Raw genomic sequence first — 23,394 nt, forward strand, 5'->3', positions numbered from 1 at the left:
GCGGGGCTAATCTGTTTCGGCTCAAGATAAGAAAAGTAAAATATCTGCATTTTTCAGCGACGGAAATTTCCCGGCCCTGCGTATCAGCTTCAAGTCGGCTAACCGGGAAGAAATTGCGATGAAGCGAATTGCGGAGTTATTGCTCGGCTTAATGGCCGTGGCTGCTGTGACCTATTGGCTCTTTGGGGAGCGGCTGATGCCGTCCCAAGGTGCGGTCGCGGCGGAAGAGAGCGGCGCAGGTGCGGCTCCGGGTGGAGGCCGACCGGGCGGTGGGCGACCGGGTGGCAATCGCGCCGCCACAGTGACCATGCAATCCGTCGAACTTAGCCCCTATGTGTTGGAATATCAGGCCGTCGGCACGATCGAATCCACCGCACGCGTCGCGGTGGTGGCAGAGGCTAGCGGCCAAGTCGAAGAACTGCTGGTTGCACCGGGCGACCGGGTGACCGCAGATGCGCCGCTGCTACGGCTAGAGCAACGAACCCAAAAGCTTGATCTTAACAGCGCGAAGGCATCGCTAGCTGAGGCGGAAAATGCGCTGGAACGGGTGGAACGGCTAAGCGCGACAGGGTCTGTGGCCGTCACCTCGGTACAGGTCCAAGAGGCGCAGACGGCGACCGACCTCGCGCAGGTGGCAGTCGACCGCGCCGAATTGGCGCTTGATCGGCGCATCATCCGATCACCCATTGATGGGGTGGTCGGCCTGATTGATGCGCGGTTGGGTGACTATCTGAACGCGAACGCGCAGATCACCACCGTAAGTGTGCCCGAGCAGCTAAAGGTGGGCTTTTCCTTGCCCGAACGGGCCGTTGCCGTGCTGGAGCCGGGCCTGTCGGTGGATGTGCTGCTGCCCGCGCGTATCGGGCAGGTGTTTAAAGCGCAGATCACCGCGATTGATACTGAAATTGATCCAGTCACGCGGCTTATTGACGTCGAGGCGCAGCTTCAGGGCGATGTCACCGGGCTGCGCCATGGGATGATCGCCAATGTGGTATTGGTAGAAGAGCAAGAGGCGATGCCCGCGATCCCGGCCCTTTCGATCGCGTGGAGCCGCGAGGGCGCGTCTGTTTTCGTGGCCGAGCAGGGCACTGTACGCCGCGTGCCTGTTACCATCCGGCATCGTTTGGATGATCGCGTCTGGGTCGATGGCACGTTGGCTGAGGGCGATCAGATCGTTGTCGAAGGGGTGCAAAAGTTGCGCGAAGGTGGGCAGGTCCAGACGTTGCAATTGGCCCAAGCGGAAACCAAAAAGCGCAGAGCGCCTAGGCCCAACGCGCAGGAGCCTTCTGTAAATGAGTAATCCCGCGCCCAAAGCAGGCTTTTCCAGTCTGTTCGTCAAACGGCCTGTCTTGGCGGTTGTTTTGAACCTGCTGATCATCATCGCAGGTGCCGCTGCGTATCTTGGCGTCGATATTCGTGAGATGCCCAACGTCGATCAACCCGTTTTGTCGGTGCGCACCACATATGAAAATGCCGCGCCTGAGACGGTCGATACCGAAGTCACAGCGGTGCTTGAGGATGCGTTAAGCGCACTGGAGGGGGTCGAAGCAATTTCCTCCCAGTCCAGCTTTGGCAGTTCGCGGATCACGCTGGAACTGTCGTCATCCGTGGATATCAACACAGCCTCGAATGAGGCGCGCGAGATCGTGGCGGGGCTTAGCCGGCAACTACCTGATGATCTGGAGCCGGAGGTTAGCAAGAACGATGCAGACGCCGATCCGATCATTCGTGTTGCCCTTTATGGCACGGCCAGCCTTGAAGACCTGTCTCGGCTGGCCGAAGACCGCGTTGCGACCGAATTGGGTGGCATTGACGGGATCGCCACGGTCGAGGTCGCGGGCACGCAGGAGTATGAGTATCTCGTGCGGTTGAACATGACCGCGCTGACGGGGCGGGGGCTTACGGTTGAGGATGTCTCCACCGCATTGGCACAGCTTGATAACAGCGCGGCCCTCGGCACTTTGGAAAGTGCAGATCAGAAACTGACCCTGAAACTCGCCTCAGAAGATGTGTTAGTCGAAGACATCGCCAGCCTGCGGATCGACAGGAATACCCGGTTGAGCGACGTGGCATTGGTGCAGTTGACTGCCGTGGACCGTACGGTTTTCTCGCGGGTGAATGAACAAGCTGCTGTGGCGATCAATGTCTATCGCCAGTCGGTCGCAAATACGCTGACCATCAGCCAAGACGTTGCTGCCGCCTTGGCTGATTTGCAACTGGACATGCCCGATGGGGTGCAGATGATCACGACGGCCGATGACGGCATCTATGTCGAACAGGCGCTGGACGAGGTTGTAAGTTCAATCCTGCTGGCCGTGGTGATCGTGGTACTGGTGCTCTACGCATTCCTGCGTTCGTGGCGTGCAGTGCTAATCCCGGCGCTGACCATTCCGGTGGCGCTGATCGGGACATTGGCGGCGATCTGGATGGCGGGGTTTTCGGTCAACACAATCACGCTGTTGGCCTTGGTCTTGGCCACCGGCATGGTCGTTGATGACGCCATTGTCGTGGTCGAAAACGTTGTGCGTAAACGGCAAGAAGGGTTAGGTCGGTACGCGGCGGCAGCCGAGGGGGCGAATGAGGTCTTCTTCGCCGTCATCTCGACCACGGCCACATTGGCAGCGGTCTTTATCCCGATCTCGTTCCTGCCGGGGCAGGCGGGGGGCATTTTCCTTGAGTTCGGCTTTGTGCTGGCTTTCTGCGTGACGATCTCGTCTTTCGTGGCGTTGACGCTGGTCCCTATGCTGGCCGCCTTTTTGGACCCGGGCCGCACTGGGGAACCCGTGACGGAGGGCTCTGAGGGCGATGCCAGCCTGCTGGGTCGCGGCTTGCTTTGGCTGGTGGACCGCGCGCTTGCGTTGCCGATCTTGGTCGTTGCGCTGGCGCTGTGCTTTGGGGTCTTTTCAATCTCTCTCTATGGCTCGCTCAACAGTGCGTTGACCCCGACTGAAGACCGGGGAGCCTTCATGGTTCGGGCCCGTGCGCCATCGGGCGTGTCATCCAGCTTTACCGATCAGCAGGTGCAGCAGATCGAAAGCATGGTGGCCCCCTATGTCGAAAGCGGTGAGGTCGCGGCGGTACAATCCATCGTCGGGCTTGGCGGGGGGACATCGGCCTTTGTTATCGTGAAGCTTGCCGATTGGGCAGAACGGGACCGCTCGCAAGAAGAGATCATGGCCGAACTAAACCGCGAGTTTCAGGCGATCACCGGCCTCACCGTCTTTGCACGCTCGCCCAACAGCCTTGGTATTCGGGGCGGTGGCTCGGGCCTCACGGCGGCGGTGACGGGGACGAACCCTGCGCTGCTGACCGCGCAGGCTGAAAAGCTGGTCGCAGCCATGCAGGCGCAGCCCGCGCTGTTTTCAAGCGCGCAGCTTAGCGAAGAGGCCTATGTCCCTGAGATTGAGGTGACAATTGATGCCGATCTGGCGCGGGAATATGGGCTGACCCCTTCTGAGATCGACGCCACGATCAGCGCCATGACCGCCGGGGTAGAGGCCGCAGAGGTGTTTCTGAACGGCGAAGAGATCACGGTACAGGTCGAGCCGGGTGGCCGCCCGATTAATGATCCTGCCGACCTCAACACCGTGTCCCTGCGCGGCGATACGGGCAGTTTTCTGCCCCTGTCGAGCGTGGCGCAGTTTGAGCAGGTGGCGGGCCTGTCGCGGGTCAGCCGTGAGGAAGGCAACCGCGCTGTGGCGGTCCAAGCGGCCCTGCCCAGCGGGGTGGACATGGGCGAGGCGGCAGCGGCGCTTGAGGAACTGGCGCGCGATGTCTTGGATGAAGGCGTGACCCTTGTGTTCACCGGCGAAGCGGCCAGCTTAGAGACAGCTGAGAGCGGCATCTATATGGTCTTCGGCATTGCGTTTGTCATCGTGCTCTTGGTGCTGTCGGCACAGTTTGAAAGCCTGATCTCTGCTGCCGTTATCATGCTCGCCGTGCCGTTCGGGCTGGGTGCTGCGGTGGTGGCAATCGCCGTGACGGGCGGCAGTCTGAACTACTACAGCCAGATCGGTTTGGTGCTTTTAGTCGGCATCATGGCCAAGAACGGCATCTTGATCGTGGAATTCGCAAACCAATTGCGCGAAGCGGGGGCCACGGTTGATGCCGCGATCCGCAGCGCCATGCGCCTGCGTTTGCGGCCTGTGATGATGACCATGGTTTCGACCGTGTTGGGTGGGGTGCCTTTGATCGCAGCCACAGGGGCCGGGGCCGAAGCGCGCATTTCCGTCGGCTGGGTCATCGTGGGCGGGCTTGGCTTCGCCACTGTCTTCACGCTTTTTCTGACGCCTGTGCTGTACCGAATTCTGGCACCGCTCGCCCCGGTTCCCGGCGCCCCGACCCGGCAGTTGGAGCAGGAGTTGGCTGCGGCGTAATGCGATGACCAATCCCGCGATCCTGAGCAATAGGGCCGCGTGTCAAAGCAGAAGGGCGGGTGGCGTGAGGCGCTCGCCCTTTTTCGTGCATGGGCGTCGGCGTTTAGGGCCGTGCAAACCGCCCGCGATCTTGGGGCAGCGCCAAAATCCGAAAAGTTCAGGACATTTTGACCTATTCCTTCAGCAGAATGCTTCTTTGGTCCCGAACTGGGCAGCTGTGGCATTTTCGGTCTTGCCACTGAGGGTTGGAGTACATTTAACTAGCGCGGCAAGCTGAACACAGCAGCCGAGCGGGGCATCAAAAGCTTACGTTCGGTAAGGTTAATCAAGGGAGAGAGACATGAAATTCACCGCAATCCTCGCCGCCAGCACCATTCTGGCAGGCGCCGCCGTCGCACAGGACGTTGATAAAACTGGTTGGCCAAGCAGCTTTACCGTCGGCACCGCCAGCCAAGGTGGCACTTACTTCGCCTATGGCTCCGGCTGGGCGAACCTCGTGGCCAAAGAACTGGGTCTGACAGGCGGCGGCGAAGTCACCGGCGGCCCGATGCAGAACATGGCGCTGGTCCACACCGGCGAAGCGGCCTTCGGCATGACCACGATGGGCCCGGCGGCGGAATCTCTGGCAGGGACCAACCCCATCGCACCCGGTCTGGAAATGACCCAAGCCTGCGCGATGTTCCCGATGTACCAGACGCCTTTCTCGGTGACCGCGCTTGCGTCCTCGGGCATCGAAACCGTGGCTGACATCCCAGCAGGGGCCAAGATCGGCTTTGGTCCGGCGGGCTCCACCTCTGACACTTATTTCCCGCGCATGATGGACACGCTGGGCGTGCAATATGAGCGCCGCAACGGTGGTTGGACCGATCTGGGTGGTCAGTTGCAGGATGGTCTGCTGGACGTGATCGCTTTTGCCGCCGGTGTACCTGTGCCAGCGGTCAGCCAGTTGGAAGTTCAGACCGATGTGAACATCATCGAGTTCACCGAGGAAGAGCAGGCCAAACTGCTTGAAGAATTCCCGGTATCCGAGTTCGCGATCAAAGCCAGCACCTACACCACGCTGGAAGCGGACGCGCGGTCGGTCTCCATGTGGAACTTCTCTATCGCCAACTGCGATCTGCCGGAATCTTTCGTGAAAGCGGCGGTGGACGTGGTCATGTCCGATAACGAGCGTATGACGGGCATCCATAAAGCGGCGGCGTCGACCCTGCCTGAGAACTGGGACAAAAACAAAGTCCTGAAATGGCACCCCGGTGCGGCGGCGTGGTTCAAAGAGAACGCGAATGCCGACATTCCTGACGACATGATCTACGGCAACTAAGCTAACGCCTAGACAAACTTGCATGCCGTCCCTAATCGGGGCGGCATCTTGCCATCATCCCGCATGATTGCCGGGAAAGGGAGCTTCCATGACAGACCAGCATAGCGCCGACCCTCAAGGCCCGATTGTCGCCGAAGGGGTTGATGACGAACCCGTAGAAAGCAACCGTCGCATATTCACCGGGCGCACCTATCTGGTCGTCGCGGCCATGTCGGCCATCTATGCGTTCTTTCACATGGCCGCGTTGAACGGCATGTCGATTGGTGAGCTTACCGGCATCCGCATCCCGCTTTTGCCGACCTTCCCGATGGAGACATGGAACTTCCGCATCGTGCACATCGCGGGCGCGCTGATCCTTGGTTTCACGCTCTATTCCGCCCGCGGATTTGTCGACGAAGGCGCCGGGCAGGGCCGTCATCCGTTGGATTTCGTGGCATGGGCTGCGATGATCCCTGCGCTTTATGCCATCTGGACAGCCTGGGGCATCGCCAGTCAGATCAACTCCGGGGTGCAGTGGAATGGCATGAGCCCCGAGTTCAAGAACCTCGAAATTTACCACTATGGTCTGCCGCTGGTGGCGGCGACGGCCATAGGTATCGTTGTCGGCTGGCTTCGGGGCCGTGAGCGGGGGCAGGTTTCGCCCGCGGATCTGTTGCTGTCGGTCTGTGGCATCGCCGTGGCGATCTATCTGATCACCATGTACAGCACCTTGATGCGCAACTCGACGGGCACGCCCTTTGCGCCCATCGGCATTTCCATCGCCGCTGTCGCAGGCACCGCGTTGATCATGGAGCTGACGCGCCGGGTTGCGGGGCTTGCGCTGATCGTGATCTCGGGCATCTTCCTGATCTACGTCTTTGTGGGGGATATGCTGCCGGGCTTCCTGAATGCGCCCAACATCCAGTGGACGCGGTTCTTTAGCCAAGTCTACACCGATGCGGGTATCCTCGGGCCGACCACGGCGGTCTCTTCGACCTACATCATCTTGTTCATCATCTTCGCGGCCTTCCTTCAGGCCTCGAAAGTGGGCGACTACTTCGTCAATTTCGCCTTTGCCGCTGCGGGACGTTCGCGCGGGGGGCCTGCAAAGGTTGCGATCTTTGCCTCGGGCCTCATGGGCATGATCAACGGCACTTCGGCGGGGAATGTGGTGGCGACCGGATCGCTGACCATTCCGCTGATGAAAAAGGTCGGCTACCCGGCCCGTACCGCAGGCGCGGTTGAGGCTGCGGCCTCGACCGGTGGGCAGATCATGCCGCCGATCATGGGGGCAGGTGCCTTTATCATGGCCGAGATCACGGGCATTCCTTACACCGACATCGCCGTGGCGGCGATCATCCCGGCGGTGCTCTACTTCGTGTCGATCTACTTCATGGTGGATTTCGAAGCGGCCAAGCTGGGCATGCGCGGGATGCGTTCTGAAGAGCTGCCCAAGCTCAAGGACATGATGCGCCGGGTGTTCCTGTTCATTCCGATCATCATCCTGATCTATGCGCTGTTCATGGGCTATTCGATCATCCGCGCGGGCACGCTGGCGACGGCGGCAGCGGCGGTGGTGTCGTGGTTCACGCCCTTCCGCATGGGGCCGCGCAGCATCGTCAAAGCCTTTGACTTGGCCGGGATCATGTCGATCCAGATCATCGCGGTCTGCGCCTGTGCGGGCATCATCGTGGGTGTCATCAGCCTGACCGGTGTCGGCGCGCGTTTCTCTTCCGTGCTGCTGGGTCTGGCGGAGGCAAGCCAATTCCTCGCCCTGTTCTTTGCCATGTGTATCGCCATTCTGCTGGGGATGGGCATGCCGACCACGGCGGCCTATGCGGTGGCGGCCTCGGTCGTGGCGCCGGGGCTGGTGCAACTGGGCATTCCGCTGCTGACGGCGCATTTCTTTGTCTTCTACTTCGCCGTGGTCTCGGCCATCACGCCGCCCGTGGCGCTGGCCAGTTACGCGGCGGCAGGGATATCGGGGGCCAACCCGATGGAGACTTCAGTGGCGTCCTTCAAGATCGGCATCTCGGCCTTCATCGTGCCCTTCATGTTCTTCTACAACGGCGCAATCCTGATGGACGGCACATGGTTCGAGGTGATCCGCGCCGGTGTTACAGCGATCTTTGGCGTCTATCTGCTGTCATCGGGCATGCAGGGCTGGTTTGCGGGCAGCTTGGCCGCGTGGTTCATCCGGTTGGGTCTGGTCCTTGCGGCGCTGTGCATGATCGCGGGCGGTTTGGTGACCGACCTGATCGGCATCGCGATTGCGGCGTTGATCTTTGTCATCCAGCTGAAGTTCCGCCCCGCCGCAAACGCCCAAATCGCCGTGCGCGGCAGCGATTAACCCATGCCCCGGCCCTTCGGGGCCAGGGTGCCCTCAATTGAGGCGACTGCCCCTGTTGCATCCGGGCCAAGCGCCGCCTAGGGTCCGCGCGATCCTTCCGGGCGGTTAATATGTTCACTATCTTTCTGGCCATCGCGCCGGTCTTTGCGCTGATCCTCATGGGCTATGGCCTGCGGCGGGGCGGCATCCCCTCAACCAAATTTTGGAACCTGAATGACCGGCTGGTCTATTGGGTGCTGATGCCCGCGCTGTTCTTTGCCAAGATCTCGGCGGCAGACCTCAGCGGGGGCCTCGGGGACTATGCCCTGCTGCTCTATGCCGGGTTCTTTGCGGCGATCCTTTGTGGGTGGCTGTTCGGGCGGGCCTATGCCGCGCCGCAGGGCAGTTCGCTGATGCAGGGCAGTGCGCGGTTCAACACCTTCATTGGCCTTGCGATTGCCGAGGCCGTCTTTGGTACAGCGGGGCTACAGATCGCGGTACTTGGCTCGGCGCTGCTGGTGCCGGTGGTGAATGTAACTGTGGTAACGCTGATGACCCGACAGTTGGGCGGGGGCGGTAAATCCATCCTCAAAGGGTTGGTCAAGAACCCGCTGATCCTTGGCATCCTTGCGGGTGTGTTTTTCAACTTCGCCGGTCTGCACGAAGTGCCGGTCCTGCACGAAAGCGCGCGGATTTTGGGCGATGCGGCCCTTCCGATCATGCTGCTTTGTGTGGGGGCCAATCTGCGGCTGCGCGGGCTGTCGGGGTCTGTCTCGGTCATCGGGCTGTCGATTGTGGGCAAACATCTGGTGAACCCGCTGGCCGTGCTTCTGGCGGCGCTGGTGTTGAACCCCGCGCCGCTGACGCTGCAAATTGCCCTGATCTTTGCGGCTCTGCCAACCGGGGTGGCCAGCTATACGCTGGCGCGTGAAATGCGGGGAGATGCGCCATTGATGGCGGCGATCATCACCACGCAGACGCTGCTGAGCTTTTTCACGCTGCCGCTAACACTCTATCTAGGGAGCCTCATTTCTGCACTCTGAACGCGGAATCTGTGCAAAAACGCATTCGTGATCCACTTGGGCTTTGTGAGTCATCTTTTACATGTTGACATATTTGGTTCAAATGTCCAATTGCGGCTTAGCCAAAGCTTAGGATTCCCCATGACCGAACTTGAAAAGACCGTGCTTGACGCTGCGCTGCATGTCTTTTCGCGCTATGGGGTCAAGCGTACCAGCATGGGGGATCTCTGCGAAGAGGCGGGCGTCTCGCGTCAGACCCTCTACAACCGTTTTCGCAACAAGGACGACATTCTGCGCGGGCTCATCGGGCGCTATACCGAGCTTGCGCTTGAAGAGATCGCCGAAGAGTTGCCTAAGGCCCCCGATCTGGCCGCTCAGATTGATCTGATCTTTGACCGGATGGTGGTGCGGGGTTTTGACACGATGCAGGCGATGCCCAACGCCCAAGATTTTATTGATGGGGCAAATGCGGTCAGCCAAGAGGCGCTGCAATGCTCTGCTGGTCGGTTCCGCGCTGTTATTGCCGAGGTGCTGATGCCCCATGAAGGCGCAATCAACCGCGCAGGTATGACCGTCGAGGCCCTTGCCGATTGCCTTCAACGCGCCGCCAAGGCCGCAGGTATGCATGCGCAGGACCGTGCACATTTTCTCGCGCAGTTGCGCACCCTCAAACAACTATGTCTGACCGCCGCCCTCGGGCCTGTGCCGGATGCTACACATAAGGAAGACTGACCATGGCCAACTGGCTTAATGAGACGATACGCGTCGCAGGCGCGGGGCGACTGTTGGGGTTTGCGCTGACCCTAGCTGCGGCAGTGGCTGGCCCAATGGCCGCCGCGGCCGAAATGCCGGTGGTAAAGCTGGAAACGGTCAAGGTCAGCAACGCCGAGATGGAGCGCGTGTTTTTTGGCAAGGTGGTTGCACGTGAAACCGTGGACCTTGCCTTTCAGGTCGGCGGACAGATCGAGCAGTTTCCCGTCGAAGAGGGGACCACGGTCAGCAAAGACTCGGTCGTGGCGCGGATGGACCTAGAGCCGTTTGAACTGGCGTTAGAGCAGGCGCAGGCCAATGACGCGCAGGCCCGCCGCACGATGGAACGCTATCAGAAATTGGCCGGGTCGTCGGTTGCGGAGGTTAACCTTCAAGACGCCGAAACTGCCGTGACGGTGAACGACATCGCCGTGCGCAATGCAGAACGCGACCTTGAAAACGCCACTTTGCACGCGCCATTTGATGCGATTGTGGCGTCGCGCTTGGTGCCCAACTACTCCACCGTCAGCTCTGGTACACCAGTGGTGCGCCTGCATGACATGTCAGAACTGCGGGTCGAGATCGACGTGCCTGAAACCTTGTTCCTGCGCGCGGGGCGTGATCCTAATGTGCGGTTCGTGGCAAAATTCCCGGCCAATTCGGAAAGCTACCCGATGGCGATCCGCGAGTACAACGCTGAAACCGCGGATATCGGGCAGACCTATAGCATCACCCTCGGGGCCGAGTTGCCCGAAGACTTTGTGCCGCTGCCCGGTGCCTCGGTCGAGGTGCGCGCCACGCTGAACATCGGCGGGCAAAGCATCATTGTCCCTGATTCCGCTATCGTCGTGGGCAATGATCGCGGCACCTATGTCATGGTGTTCGATCCCACCGGCGCACGGGAGGGGACGGTCACCCGCACCGAGGTTGAAATTACCCCGACTGTTCGGGGCGATGTCACGGTCAATTCGGGCCTTTCTGACGGGCAAGAGATCGTCGTGAGCGGCGCAAGCCAGCTTGAAGACGGGGCCGCAGTGCGCCGCTTCGTCGGCTTCGGAGACTGAGCGCATGGATATCGCACGCCTGTCCATCAACCGCCCGATCTATACGTGGATCATAATGCTGATCTGTCTTTTGGGCGGCATCTGGGGTTTCGCGACCCTTGGCCGTCTCGAAGACCCGGCATTCACCATCAAAACCGCTGTGGTCGTGACGCAATACCCCGGCGCCTCTGCCGAAGAGGTGGCGCTTGAGGTCACTGAGCCGCTAGAATCACAGATCCAAAAGATGTCCGAGATTAAGGACATCGAATCCATGAACCAGCCCGGTCTGTCATGGATCACGGTCAATATGCAGGACACGTTCGACGGGTCCGAACTGCCGGAAATCTGGACCAAGTTGCGCAACCGCGTGAATGAGGCCCCCATGCCAAGTGGGGCGTCTCAGCCCTATGTGAACGACGGCTTCGGTGACGTTTACGGGATCTACTATGCCGTCACGGCCGATGGTTACTCTGACGCAGAGGTGAATGAGCTGTCCAGCTACCTGCGGCGTGAACTGCTGCTAGTGGAAGGCGTGTCAGATGTGGCGCTGTCGGGCGTGCCGAATGAGGTGATCTATGTCGAGCCGCAGCTTGCGCTCAGCACCACGCTCGGCATTCCACCCACGGCGATTGTCGGTGCGGTTTCCAGCGCCAATGAAATTGTCGACGGGGGTGTCATTCAGGGTGACGAGGGACGCACGCTGATCCAGCGGCCCGAAGGGTCTGACAGCGTGTCTGAGATCGCCGCGCTGTCTGTAGGGGTTGGTGGTCAGGTGATTAACCTTGCCGATGTGACCAATATCTACCGCACCCGCGAAGCCGACCCTGAGCTTGTGATCCGACACAACCGGCAAGACGCCTTTACCGTCGGCGTTGCCGGCATCGCGACCGATAATATCGTCGACATCGGCAAACGGGTAGACGACAAGCTTGCGCAACTGCGCGAAACGCTGCCCTTGGGCATCTCGATTGAATCCATCTACCGTCAGCATACGGTGGTCGAAGAAGCGTCGAACGCCTTTCTGGTGAACCTTGCCATGTCCGTTGCCATCGTGGTTGCGGTGCTGGCCGTCTTCATGGGCTGGCGTGCGGCGGTTGTTGTGGGCTCCACCTTGTTGCTGACGGTGGTGGGCACGCTCTTTTTCATGGCGCTTGGCGCGATTGAGATGGAGCGTATTTCCCTCGGGGCGTTGATCATCGCGATGGGGATGCTGGTCGACAACGCCATCGTTGTGGCCGAAGGGATGCAGATCTCTATGCAGCAGGGCAAAAGCTCTCGCGAGGCGGCGACCGAGGCGGCAAGCAAAACGCAGATCCCGCTTTTGGGAGCCACGGTCATCGGGATCATGGCCTTTGCCGGGATCGGGCTAAGCCCTGATGCGACGGGTGAATTTCTATTTTCGCTCTTTGCTGTGATCGGCATTTCGCTGTTGCTGTCTTGGGTGCTGGCCATCACCGCGACCCCGCTTTTGGGGCACTACTTCTTTAAACGCGGGGCCGAAGGTGGTGCGGGCGGCTATGACGGGGCGATCTTTAGAGGTTATGCCGCCGTGCTGCGCGCGTCGCTCAAACTGCGTTGGCTGGTGGTTGCTGGACTGATCGCGGGCACGGTCGTTTGCTATGCCCTTTTTGGGCAGATCAAGCAGCAGTTCTTCCCCGACAGCAACACGCCGCTTTACTTTGTGCACTACAAATTGCCGCAAGGCTCTTCGATCCACCAGACGTCTAATGATCTGGCCGTGCTTGAAGATTGGCTGGCGGAGCGTGAAAACGTTGAGAACGTGACATCCTACGCGGGGCAGGGGGCGGCGCGTTTCATGCTGACATATCAGGCCGAAGACCCCAACCCCAGCTATGGCCATCTCATCGTTCGTGTCTCCGATCTTGAGGTGATCCAAGACGAGATGAACGCGCTCGAAGAATTCGCGGTCGATGCCCTTCCCCAAGGGGAGTTCCGGGCCAAACGTCTGGCCTTTGGGCCAGGGGGCGGCGCACCGATCGAGGTGCGTTTCTCGGGCCGGAATCCTGATGTGCTGCGTGATCTGGCCGATGAAGCCATGTCGCGGATGCAGGCGGCGTCGGACAATATCATCACCCCGCGTCAGGATTGGCGCGAGCGTGAATTGGTGCTGCGACCAATCTATGCCGAAGAGCGCGCGCAGGATGCGGGTATTTCAAGGACCGAGATCACGGAGACGTTGCAGTTTGCCACCGAAGGCACCAGCGGTGGGACCTTCCGCGAGCGGGATCGTCAGATTCCCATCGTGATCCGCGCCCCACGGGACGCTGATTTGGCGCTGACGGACCATGTTCTCTATGAGCAAAACACCAATGCGCTGATTCCGATGGAGCAGGTGATCGACGGTTTCAGGTTCGAACCGCAGGACACACTGCTTTACCGCCGCGACCGGGCTGATGTCATCACCGTGGGGGCCGATATTCCACGGGGTGTGACAGCAGCGCAGGTCCAAGCCGAGGTGCAGGAAACCATTGAAGCGATGGAGATCCCCGAAGGCTATGCGATGGAGTGGGGCGGTGAATTGGAAAGTGCGGGCGAAGCGCAGGCCGCTTTGGGCAAGCAGTTGCCGTTCAGTCTTATCATCATGGTGCTGATCTCGGTCCTGCTGTTCAACGCGCTGAAACAGCCGATCATTATCTGGCTCTTGGTGCCGATGGCGGTCAACGGGGTCAGCCTTGCGCTACTGGGAACGGGGCTGCCCTTTACCTTCACCGCGCTTTTGGGGCTGTTGTCGCTCTCGGGGATGTTGATCAAGAACGGCATCGTGTTGGTGGAAGAGATCGATCTTACCCGTGCCGCTGATCCGACGTTGGATCTGAAAGAGGCCATCGTGCTTGCGTCGACTTCGCGTTTGCGCCCGGTGTTCTTGGCTGCGGCCACAACCATTCTGGGGATGCTGCCGCTTTTGTCGGATGCGTTTTTCCAGTCAATGGCGGCAACGATCATGGGTGGATTGGCATTTGCTTCGGTCCTGACACTGATCGCGGCACCGGTGCTGTACTTTATTTTCTTCAAGCGCAGTGCCGCGCGCGAAGCCGAGGCAGCGAAGGCTGTCTAAATAAAGCGATAATGAGAAGAAGGGCGCCTCTGGTAATGCCGGGGGCGCCCTTTTTCGTGAGCGCCACCTAGCGAAAAAATGAGAGCAGCACCGGATTTCCTCCTTGGTTTCGGTGACATGCCCGCTACCTTACCGTTTTCAAATGGCGCTTCGCTGTGTCTGTTCATTGCTGTCAAGGAGTCATCTTCCGATGGGTACCCGCATTCTCTCTACCGCCGCCGCCGCTGGCCTTGCCGCCACTCTGGCCTCTGCCGCCTCGGCGGACATCACCGTTTCGTCGAAGATCGACACCGAAGGCGGCCTCTTGGGCAACGTCATCGCGCTGGCGCTCGAAGATGCAGGGCTGCCGGTTGAGCGGCGTCTGCAGCTGGGTGGCACACAGGTGGTGCGCGAAGCGATCCTGTCTGACCAGATCGACATTTACCCCGAATACACCGGCAACGCGGCTTTCTTCTTTAACGAAGCGGAAAGCGATGTTTGGAAAGACGCGGCCAAGGCCCATGCCCGGGCCAAGGAATTGGACGGCGGTGAGAATAACATCACTTGGCTCGATTCCGCGCCGGCCAACAACACATGGGCCATCGCCGTGACCGGCCCGGTAGCCGAGGAAAATAACCTCACCACCATGTCCGATTTCGGCGCATGGGTGGCCGAGGGCGGTGAGGTGAAGCTTGCCGCCTCGACCGAGTTCGTGTCCTCCCCCGCCGTGCTTCCCGCGATGCAAGAGACCTACGGCTTTGAGCTGACCCAAGATCAGACCGTGATCCTGTCGGGCGGTGACACGGCAGCGACCATTCAGGCGGCGGCGCGTGGCACATCGGGCGTGAACGCGGCGATGGTGTATGGCACCGATGGCGGTGTCGGTGCGACCGGCCTTGTGGTGATGGAAGACGACAAGGGCGTGCAGCCGGTCTATGAACCCGCCCCCATCGTCCGCGCCGAAGTGTTGGAGGAATACCCCCAGATCGCCGAGGTGCTGAACCCGATCTTCGCCGGGCTCGACATGGCGACGCTGCAAAAGCTGAACGGTCGCATTCAGGTCGGCGGGGAGCCAGCCGAGGCCGTGGCCCGCGCTTATCTGACCGAGACCGGGGTGCTGGACTGATCTCCGCCACCCGGACATTGACCGGCCCCGGCGCAGGGTTTTCTGCGCCGGGGCTTTTGTTCGCCGTGCTGGGCGCGGCGGCGCTTTGCGTGCCTTTCATGACCCACGCCGCCAATCGGATTGTGGCGGGTGAAGGGGTGATGGCATGGGGCGTGGCCTCTTTGCCCGTTGTGCTGCCGGGGCTCGCCGCGATCGTTGCGGGTCTGATCATGGGGCTCCCCGCAGGACGGAACAGCCTGCGTATTGCAGGAGCGGCTTTGGGCGTCGGCGGTCTGCTGTGGCTGCTGACCCAAGGGGCGTCCGGTTTGCTGGCCGAGGCCGGTGACTATGCCCGTGTTTCGCCCTCGGTGGGCTTTTGGTGCCTGCTGGTCGTCTTCATGTTGCTCATGGCTGATGCACTTGCCGCGATGGCACCGGGGCCGCTGATGCGCGGGGCTGTGCTGGTGGGCGTGCTTGCAGTGTTGGGCGCGATCCTGTGGTCGGGGGTGCTGTCGGATCTGTCGGTCATGCAGGAACATGCCAGCCGCGCGGATGCCTTTGGTCGGGAGTTCCTGCGCCATCTGGGGCTGGCCTTCGGCTCGCTTGCTGCCGCGGCGGTGATTGGCTTTCCGCTCGGCGTACTTTGCCACCGCCTTGCCAGCCTGCGCGGGGCCACCTTGCCGGTGTTGAGCTTTTTGCAAACCATTCCTTCGCTTGCCATGTTCGGCCTTATGATCCCGATCCTCGGCTGGGTGGGGGCCAACCTGCCCGGCGCGAGGGCGCTCGGCATCGCGGGCATCGGCTTTGCGCCTGCGTTTTTGGCGCTGGTGCTCTATTCGTTGCTGCCCGTGGTCGGCAACACGGTGGCGGGGCTCGCATCCGCCCCGCCTGCGGCGCTTGAGGCCGCGCGGGGCATGGGGATGACGCCCCTTCAGCGTCTGTTGCGGGTAGAGTTCCCGCTGGGCCTTCCGATCATCCTGACCGGGCTGCGCATCGTATTGGTGCAGAACATCGGGCTGGCGGTCATCGCCGGCCTGATCGGCGGCGGCGGCTTTGGCACGTTCGTCTTCCAAGGGCTGAACCAGACCGCGACCGACCTGATCCTGCTGGGTGCCCTGCCGACCTTGGCGCTGGCCCTGACGGCGGCCATCGTGATGGATATATTGGTCGAACTGACCCGCAAGACCCCAAAGGACAGCGCATGATCGAGATCGACCGCATCACCAAGACTTATGGCGACATTCGCGCGGTGGATTCCGTGTCGATGACGGTGGAGACGGGCACGATCACGGTGATCGTCGGCACCTCCGGCTCAGGGAAAACGACGCTTTTGCGGATGATCAACCGGCTGGAGGAGCCGACCTCGGGGGAGGTGCGGATCAACGGCGACTCCACCCTGTCGGTGAAGCCGCATATCCTGCGGCGGCGCATCGGCTATGCCATCCAAGGGCACGGGCTGTTCCCGCATCACACCGTGGGGCGCAACATCGGCGCGGTACCGCAACTGCTGGGCTGGACGCGCGACAAGATCGCGGCGCGGGTGGATGAACTGCTGGCGCTTTTCTCGATGGACCCCGCGCAATTCCGCGACCGTTATCCGGCGGAACTGTCAGGCGGGCAGCAGCAGCGTGTCGGTGTGGCGCGGGCCTTGGCCTCGCGGCCTGATTTGCTGTTGATGGACGAACCCTTTGGCGCGCTGGACCCGATCATTCGCACCCGCGCGCAGGAGGATTTGCGGCGCATTCAGCAGCGGCTTGGCTCCACCATCATGCTGGTGACCCACGACATGGAAGAGGCGATCCGGCTGGGCGACCGCGTGGCAGTGATGGACGGGGGCAAGCTGGTGCAGCATGGCACACCGGCTGAAGTCATCGCCGCGCCCGCCACCGATTTCGTGGCGGATATGGTCGGCGATGTGGAGCGGCCCCTGCGGCTTCTCTCGCTGATCCCCGCCGCCGAGTTGGTGGAAGAGGGCAGCGCCGAAGGCGAAGCGCTGTCTTCCGATGCCAGCCTGCGCGACGCGCTTTCGGCCTGCCTGTGGACGGGGCGCGCGGCGGTGCCGGTCTCGAAAGACGGGGTGCCGATGGGTCGGGTGACCCTCGACGCAATCCGCGCCCGGGCCGGGCAGCACGCATGAGGATCGGCTGGTTCCTGCGGCCGCTTCTGGTGGCGGTGCTGCTGGCTTTGGTCCTGCGGCCTGAGTGGTTCACGCCGCTGCTTGCGCCCTTGGCCCCGGCGAACGGTCCGGTGATCTACACGCGCGCCTCTCTTCTGTCGCTCTCGCTGAGCCATCTGGCGCTGGTCGCGATGGCCTCGGCTGCTGCGACGGTGGTGGCGGTGACGCTGGCGGTCCTTGTGACCCGGCCTGCGGGCGCGGCCTTTCGCCCGCTGTCACGCACCATCACCAACATGGGGCAGACCTTTCCGCCCGTCGCGGTTCTGGCTCTGGCCGTTCCCGCCTTGGGCTTTGGTGCCGGGCCAACGCTGGTGGCGCTCTTTCTCTATGGGCTTCTGCCGATTTTTGAAAACGCGGTGACGGGGCTGACCAATCTGCCTCCCGCAACGATGGAGGCCGCGCGCGGCATCGGGCTGAGCCGTTGGCAAAGGCTGTGGCGGGTGGAACTGCCGCTGGCCCTGCCGGTGACGCTGACGGGCATCCGACTGTCGGTGGTCATCGCGCTTGGCACGGCGACCATCGGCTCGACCGTGGCGGCGCGGACCTTGGGTGAGGTGATCATCGCCGGGCTTTTGACCAACAACACCGCCTTTGTCGTTCAGGGCGGGCTGGCGGTTGGGCTGTTTGCAGTGCTGATTTATGACGCGATGGTACAGTTGGAAACCCGGCTGGCGCGGCGCATGGGCGGTTGAGGATCAGGCGCGGTTCGCGGCGGTGATCTGGTCGGCTAGATCAACCAAATCGTCCGAGATGTAGTGCGGCTGCGGTACGTTTTCGGCCTTAATCAGGTTGTTGTTGGGGCGGGTCAGAAAGGCCCCCTGACAGCCTGCCGCCTGCGCGCCGATGGTGTCCCACAGATGGCAGGCCACCATGCAAAGGTCATCGGTTTCCAGTTCAAGCGCCTCGGCCACCATCTGGTAGGTTGCCGGATGGGGTTTGAACTTTGCCACCTCATCAACGCTAAAGCTGCGGTCGAAGAAATCAGCGATACCAGCTTTCTCTAGCGGCGTGGGCGCGGGAGAGGGGGGCGAGTTGGTCAGCGTGACCAGCCGGAAACCTGCCTCGCGCAGCCTGCGTAGGGCGGGGGCGACATCCGGGTGAGCGGGCATGGAGCCGATGAGCGATTTTAACTCGGTCACGTCCTCATCACTGATCGTCACGTCCTTGTTCGCGCCGACCATCCGCAAGACACCCCCTGCCAGCGCACCGAAGGGGGCATAGCGGCCCGAGAGGGTCATGGTCTGCGAATAGAGGATCAGTTCGGCGAACCATTCGCGCAGGACCGAGGCGTCGCCGAACACCCGCGCGAACAGCGGTTCCAGCGTCGTGATGTCGAGCAGGGTCTCGTTCACGTCGAAGACGATTGTAGAGACGGGCTTTTGATCGGGCATGGGGATCCTTCCTGTCACGGCGGGCGGTGCGCCCGGTCATTTGAAGAAACCCCCAGCCCTGTCAAAAGGTTTCAGACCCCCAAACGGTCGCGCAGCCCGTACCACCACGATCCCATCACCGAATAGGGCACGCGCAACATGCGCCCGCCGGGGAAGGGGAACCACGGCACATTGGCGAAGACGTCAAAGCGGGTCAGATCGCCGTCGATCGCCTCGGACAGGATGCGCCCGAAGGTATGCGAGCCGGTCACGCCATGGCCGCTGTATCCGTGCGCGAAATAGGTGTTGTCGCCGATCCGGCCCATCTGCGGAACACGGCTGAAGGACAGGGCGAAGTTGCCGCTCCAGGCATAGTCGATCTTCACGTCTTTGAGTTGAGGGAAGACCTTGTCCATGTTGCGTTTGAGCTTGGCCTTGATGTCGCGCGGGTCAGCACCGCCATAGACGGTGCCGCCCCCGAAAAGCATGCGTTTGTCGCCCGACAGTCGATAATAATCAAGGATATAGCGGATGTCTTCGATGCAGGCGTCGGTGGGCAGTAGCGCGTGAGCCTGCGCCTCGCTCAGCGGTTCGGTGGCCATCACTTGGGTCGAGACGGGCATCACCCGCGGGGTCAAGGTGGGTACCACATGGCCAAGATAGGCGTTGCCGCAGAGCACCAGCGTTTTGCAGGTCATTGTGCCCTTGGCGGTTCTGACCACGGGGCGTGGGGCGTCGTGATCGACATCCGTCACGGGGGACATCTCATAGATCGTGCCGCCGTTTTTCTCAAACGCCGCCGCCTCACCGAGGGCGAGGTTGAGTGGGTGCATGTGACCGCCCGAATGGTCAATCAGCCCGCCTTCATAGAGGTCGGAATTGACGTGGGCACGCAACTGATCCTTGTCCAGCATCTCTTGATTGTCGATGCCGTAGCTCTGCCAGAGCTTCTGACGCTCCTCCAACTCGCGCATATGCGCGGGCGTGAGGCCGGTGAAGATGTTCTTTTCCTTGAGATCGCATTCGATGTCATAGGTGCGGACCCGCTCGCGGATGATCTCGCCGCCTTCTTGCACCAACCCGGCCACGAAGGTCGCCGTGTCCTGACCGTAGCGGCGCTTGATCGTTTGCAGGCTGGCGTTCAACCCGTTGACGATCTGCCCGCCGTTGCGCCCCGAGGCCCCCCAGCCTACGCGCGCGCCTTCGATGATGACGACTTTGTAGCCCTTTTCGGCCAAATGCAGGCCGGTCGACAGACCGCTATAGCCCGCGCCGACGATGCAGACGTCGATCTCGTGATCGCCCTTGAGTTCGGGACGTTCGGGCGAGGGGTTGGCCGAGGCCGCGTAGTAGCTCGACGTATGGCTGCCGTCACCGGCGTAGGGGTGGCTTTGGCGAGACATCAGACGATCTCCAAATAGGTGTCATATTCGAAATGGGTCACTTGGCGTGCGAATTTGCGCAGCTCTTGGGTCTTGCATTCGACCATCATGGTCTGCAAGCGGGCGGAGAAGATGCCGGGCACATCCGGCCCTTTGCGGAAGGCATCAATCGCCGTGGCCCAGTCTAGCGGCAGGTTGTCGAGCTTCATCGTATAGGCGTCGCCGGTGATCGGAGCGACGGGCTGCATGTCTTGCTCGATCCCCAAAAGTGCGCCGCCCAAGATGCTGGTCAGCACCAGATAGGGGTTCGCATCGGCCCCAGCCACACGGTGCTCGATGCGCCGTGCCTTGGCATCTCCGCCGGGGATGCGGATCGCGGCGGTGCGGTTCTCATAGCCCCAAGCGACATTGGTCGGCGCATGGGCACCCGGCAGCAGGCGGCGGTAGGAGTTTTCATGCGGCGCGAAGGTCAGCGTGTTTTGCTGCATCGTGGCCAGCAGACCGGCGACGGCATTGAGCATCAGGGGTGTGCCTTCCTCCCCGCCGTTGTCGAAGACATTGACGCCGTTTTCATCCACCAAGGAGAAGTGAACGTGAAAGCCGCTGCCCGCCAGATCGCCATAGGGTTTGGCCATGAAAGTTGCGGCAAAGCCATGTTTGCGGGCGATGCCGCGCACCAACCGTTTGAACAGCACCGCGTCATCAGCCGCGCGCAGCGGATCGTCGACATGGCGCATGTTGATCTCGAACTGCCCCGCCCCGTTTTCCGAGATCGCCGCATCCGCCGGGATGCCCTGCAATTCGCAGGCGTCATAGACCTCGTTCAGGAACTCATCGAAATGCTGCAACTCGTCCAGCGACAATGCGCCGTCGGAATCCAGTCGCTTGCCGGTGACAGGGGAGCAGGGCGCCTGCGGGTGATCCTCGGACGGATCAACGAGATAGAACTCCAACTCGGTCGCAACCACGGGGGTGAGACCACGTGCTTTGAACTTGGCCGCCACTTCGGCCAGCGCGCGGCGCGGATCGCCGGGGAAGGGGGTGCCGTTTTCCTGACGCATCCACAGCATCGCCAGCGCGGTCGGGCGCGAAGTCCATGTGATGGGCATGAGGGGGCGGCCCGTGAAATCGCACAGCCCGTCGGAATCCCCAGTCTCAAACACCAGTTCGCTGTTTTCGACATCTTCGCCCCAGATATCCATGCCGACGATGGACAGGGGCATTCGCAACCCGCCTTCGACAACCTTGGAAACCTGATCCGACGGCACCCGCTTGCCGCGCATGGTTCCGTTAAGGTCGCAGACACAGGCAAAGATCGATTCGATCTCTGGGTGTTGCGCCAGCCACGCTTCGGCTTTGCTCTGAGACATGGGATTCCTTCCGATATCGAAATCAAAAAATGTGATACCATTTGTTAGAACGTAATATCAATATTCGCTTGTCTGTCAATTGCCCTCTACCTTATGGTCGCCCCTGAAAGACCGAAGGCGGCAAGATGATCGAGACGGAAAACGACGCGCTGAATATTCCCGAAATCCCCGAGATATCGGGGGCGACGACGCAGGAATATGTTTACGCGCGGCTGCGCAACGCGATCATGCTTGGGGCGATCACGCCGGGCACGTCGCTGACCATGCGCGGCATCGCAGAGCGGTTGCACCTGAGCCCGACCCCGGTGCGCGAAGCGGTGCGGCGGCTGAGTTCGGAACATGCAATTCAGATCAAAGACAACCGCCGCCTGACCGTGCCGTTGATGACGCTCGACCGTTTCGAAGAATTGGTCGCCCTTCGGATCGCCGTTGAAACCCACGCCGCCCTGCGCGCTCTGCCTTACATTTCGGACATCGTGATCGGCAAATTGACCGAGATTGACGGCAGCATGGACCGTTTCGTGGCCGAGCGGGACTCAGACCAGTTAACGCTGCTGAACCAAGCGTTTCACCGCATTCTCTATACCGTAAACCCCGCGCAATCGTCGCTGCCGATGATCGAGAGTATCTGGCTGCAGCTTGGCCCTTTTCAGCGCCAAGTGATCACCGAAGTTGCGGAGTACTATCAGATCGATCGTCACAAAGAGGTGCTGGCGGCGCTGACCGCGCGTGATGGCGATGCGCTGAGTGCTGCCATCGCCAATGACATCCGCGATGGCGTTTTGGAGACGGGCCGCAGCCTGCTGGCAGCGGCGGAGGGCGGGGATATGGCGCTGCCGGATGTCTCGGGTGCAACTGGTCAGGTCTGATGCCAGCCTCGTCACGGCCTTTTGCCTATGATTTCGCTAGAAGAATAGGCTAGAACGGCGGCGAAAGATGGGGGCAGGGATGCGCAATACTCAAAGTCAAAACCTTGGTGGCCTCGGCATGCGTGCCCTCTGCGCGGTGATGATCATCGCCCTATCGGCCTGCGCACCGCGCCCGGGTGGAGAGACGCTGACCGTCGTGCCTGCCGCCCAGCCCACGGGAAAGAGCGTTGCGATCACCGTCGCCTCTACCCGTGGCCGCGAAGCAAAGACGGGCGATTACACAGACGCCCGCGCACATCAGATGAACTTTGAGCGTTTCACCATTGCCATTCCGCCCAGCCATGAGGCAAGCCGGATCGAATGGCCAGAGGAGGAGCCAGACCCCAGCCGCAGTTTTGCCGTGACAGCCCGCGAGCCTTTGTCTGCGCTTGATATCCAGCGCGGAGCGGGGGGGCGGCAAGACGTGATGGTTTTTGTCCACGGATACAACCAAACCTTCCCGGAATCGCTCTTTCGCCTCGCGCAGGTGGCCGTAGATGGTGATTTGCCCGAACAACCGATCCTCTTTGCCTGGCCCTCGGCGGGGACGGTGGTGGGCTATGTCGCTGACAAAGACGCGGCGGCCTATTCGCGCGATGAGCTTGCCGCGGTGCTCAGCACCCTTGCCGCTGATCCTGATGTGGGAAAGATCACGCTTTTTGGCCATAGTATGGGGGGATGGCTGGTGGCAGAAACCCTGCGCCAGTTACGGCTTTCGGGCAAAGATGCCGTGATCGAAAGGTTAAGCGACGTGGTTCTTGCCGCGCCGGATATCGACGTGGATGTGTTCCGCAAACAGATTGAGGTTATCGGCCCGCTTGAGCCACCTATGGCGATTTTGGTTGCCCCCGATGACCGGGCGCTGCGCATTTCTGCGGGGCTGGCCGGGGCGCGGCCTAGGGTTGGTCGGACCAATGCCAGCACCCCTGCGGTTCAGGCTTTGGCCAAGAAAAACGGCGTTCAGCTTGTCGATATTTCGGGCATCGGGGCAGTGGATGGCACCCATCACAACCGCTTTGCGTCTCTCGTGCAGTTGATCCCAGAGCAACGCGATGGTCTGACCCAAACCCGTGCGCAGGTGGGGGCGTTTATTCTTGATCCCGTTTCAGCCACGCTGGTGGCGCTTTCGCGCTAAGACCCGCCGCTTGCACTTGTGCTGCGCCCCGCAGTATGGGGGCGAACGCGATGATCCCGATACCTCTTTTTCC

At 61.4% G+C, this 23,394-nt stretch carries 17 protein-coding genes; 14 read left to right on the forward strand and 3 right to left on the reverse strand.

Features of this window, described 5'->3' with window-relative positions; translation table 11 throughout:
- Nucleotides 1-118 precede the first annotated feature (118 nt).
- The 12 genes from ACSQ16_RS06435 (at nt 119) to ACSQ16_RS06490 (ending at nt 17,848) form a co-directional block, all read left to right on the forward strand.
- The gene (locus ACSQ16_RS06435; RefSeq protein WP_243261270.1) at nt 119-1,300 is read left to right on the forward strand and encodes an efflux RND transporter periplasmic adaptor subunit; all 1,182 of its coding nucleotides are present in this window, start codon (nt 119-121) and stop codon (nt 1,298-1,300) included.
- On the forward strand, nt 1,293-4,376 hold the full coding sequence (locus ACSQ16_RS06440) for an efflux RND transporter permease subunit (RefSeq protein ID WP_243261269.1): 3,084 nt from the start codon (nt 1,293-1,295) through the stop codon (nt 4,374-4,376). Before ACSQ16_RS06435 ends, ACSQ16_RS06440 begins: the two co-directional genes overlap by 8 nt.
- 340 nt (nt 4,377-4,716) lie before the next feature.
- Nucleotides 4,717-5,697, forward strand: coding sequence for a TAXI family TRAP transporter solute-binding subunit (locus tag ACSQ16_RS06445; protein ID WP_243261268.1), 981 nt, complete (start codon nt 4,717-4,719; stop codon nt 5,695-5,697).
- An 88-nt stretch (nt 5,698-5,785) separates the two neighbouring features.
- Complete coding sequence (locus ACSQ16_RS06450; protein ID WP_243261267.1) at nt 5,786-8,026, forward strand: TRAP transporter permease; 2,241 nt, start codon at nt 5,786-5,788, stop codon at nt 8,024-8,026.
- A gap of 110 nt (nt 8,027-8,136) precedes the next feature.
- The gene (locus tag ACSQ16_RS06455; protein ID WP_243261266.1) at nt 8,137-9,048 is read left to right on the forward strand and encodes an AEC family transporter; all 912 of its coding nucleotides are present in this window, start codon (nt 8,137-8,139) and stop codon (nt 9,046-9,048) included.
- Nucleotides 9,049-9,168: 120 nt separating this feature from the next.
- Complete coding sequence (locus ACSQ16_RS06460) at nt 9,169-9,759, forward strand: TetR/AcrR family transcriptional regulator (protein ID WP_243261265.1); 591 nt, start codon at nt 9,169-9,171, stop codon at nt 9,757-9,759.
- Nucleotides 9,760-9,761: 2 nt separating this feature from the next.
- Entirely contained in the window at nt 9,762-10,841 is a 1,080-nt protein-coding gene (locus ACSQ16_RS06465; protein ID WP_243261264.1) for an efflux RND transporter periplasmic adaptor subunit, read from the forward strand.
- 4 nt (nt 10,842-10,845) lie between these two features.
- Nucleotides 10,846-13,896 (forward strand): efflux RND transporter permease subunit, encoded by a 3,051-nt coding sequence (locus ACSQ16_RS06470; protein WP_243261263.1) that lies wholly within the window; start codon nt 10,846-10,848, stop codon nt 13,894-13,896.
- A gap of 190 nt (nt 13,897-14,086) precedes the next feature.
- Complete coding sequence (gene osmF / locus ACSQ16_RS06475) at nt 14,087-15,001, forward strand: glycine betaine ABC transporter substrate-binding protein OsmF (protein WP_243261262.1); 915 nt, start codon at nt 14,087-14,089, stop codon at nt 14,999-15,001.
- A 17-nt stretch (nt 15,002-15,018) separates the two neighbouring features.
- Nucleotides 15,019-16,185, forward strand: a complete 1,167-nt coding sequence (locus ACSQ16_RS06480) for an ABC transporter permease (protein WP_435988715.1) — start codon at nt 15,019-15,021, stop codon at nt 16,183-16,185.
- Entirely contained in the window at nt 16,182-17,117 is a 936-nt protein-coding gene (locus ACSQ16_RS06485; RefSeq protein ID WP_243261260.1) for an ABC transporter ATP-binding protein, read from the forward strand. Before ACSQ16_RS06480 ends, ACSQ16_RS06485 begins: the two co-directional genes overlap by 4 nt.
- A complete protein-coding gene (locus ACSQ16_RS06490; RefSeq protein ID WP_243261259.1) occupies nt 17,114-17,848 on the forward strand; it encodes an ABC transporter permease in 735 nt (244 codons plus the stop codon). Before ACSQ16_RS06485 ends, ACSQ16_RS06490 begins: the two co-directional genes overlap by 4 nt.
- 3 nt (nt 17,849-17,851) lie before the next feature.
- On the opposite strand, the gene ACSQ16_RS06495 is transcribed toward ACSQ16_RS06490, so the two are convergent.
- From ACSQ16_RS06495 to ACSQ16_RS06505, 3 genes are all read right to left on the reverse strand, one after another.
- Complete coding sequence (locus ACSQ16_RS06495; protein ID WP_243261258.1) at nt 17,852-18,547, reverse strand: haloacid dehalogenase type II; 696 nt, start codon at nt 18,545-18,547, stop codon at nt 17,852-17,854.
- A 71-nt stretch (nt 18,548-18,618) separates the two neighbouring features.
- Nucleotides 18,619-19,929: an NAD(P)/FAD-dependent oxidoreductase gene (locus ACSQ16_RS06500; RefSeq protein ID WP_243261257.1), complete on the reverse strand. Its 1,311-nt coding sequence runs from the start codon at nt 19,927-19,929 to the stop codon at nt 18,619-18,621.
- Nucleotides 19,929-21,278, reverse strand: coding sequence for a glutamine synthetase family protein (locus ACSQ16_RS06505; protein WP_243261256.1), 1,350 nt, complete (start codon nt 21,276-21,278; stop codon nt 19,929-19,931). Before ACSQ16_RS06505 ends, ACSQ16_RS06500 begins: the two co-directional genes overlap by 1 nt.
- A 125-nt stretch (nt 21,279-21,403) precedes the next feature.
- Here ACSQ16_RS06505 and ACSQ16_RS06510 point away from each other — a divergent pair, with 125 nt between their 5' ends.
- A complete protein-coding gene (locus tag ACSQ16_RS06510) occupies nt 21,404-22,147 on the forward strand; it encodes a GntR family transcriptional regulator (RefSeq protein WP_093928334.1) in 744 nt (247 codons plus the stop codon).
- A 79-nt stretch (nt 22,148-22,226) separates the two neighbouring features.
- Entirely contained in the window at nt 22,227-23,321 is a 1,095-nt protein-coding gene (locus tag ACSQ16_RS06515; RefSeq protein ID WP_243261255.1) for an alpha/beta hydrolase, read from the forward strand.
- Nucleotides 23,322-23,394: the final 73 nt, after the last annotated feature.

Source organism: Sulfitobacter sp. SH24 (genome assembly GCF_965641895.1).
In the GTDB taxonomy this organism is placed as follows: domain Bacteria; phylum Pseudomonadota; class Alphaproteobacteria; order Rhodobacterales; family Rhodobacteraceae; genus Sulfitobacter; species Sulfitobacter dubius.